Here is a 256-nt window from a genome sequence, read left to right as displayed (position 1 = left end):
CCCTGAACCAGCGGCGCGAGGGGCAGGCCGATCTGCTTTGGCGTATTCGTCCGCAGCGGATCGTTCTGGCGGCGGGGGCCATTGAGCGCCCCCTGCCCTTCGACCGCAATGACCTGCCCGGCATCCTGTCGGCACAGGCCGGGCTGACCTATCTGCGCCGCTATGCGCTCGTTCCGGGCAAGCGTCTGGTGATCGCCGCGAATAATGACACCGGCGAGGAAATCCTTCGTGTCCTGCGTAGCGCCGGGGCCGAGGC

1 pseudogene is annotated in these 256 nt (G+C 68.0%); it reads left to right on the top strand.

Features of this window, described 5'->3' with window-relative positions:
- A pseudogene (locus JI666_RS21405) lies at nt 1–256 on the top strand (hypothetical protein); the annotation flags it as partial.

The organism is Bacillus sp. NTK071 (genome assembly GCF_017303315.1).
Classification (GTDB): Bacteria; Bacillota; Bacilli; order Bacillales; family Guptibacillaceae; genus Guptibacillus.
Note: the sequence above shows the minus strand (reverse complement) of the source record. Positions and strands in the feature narration are given on the sequence as shown.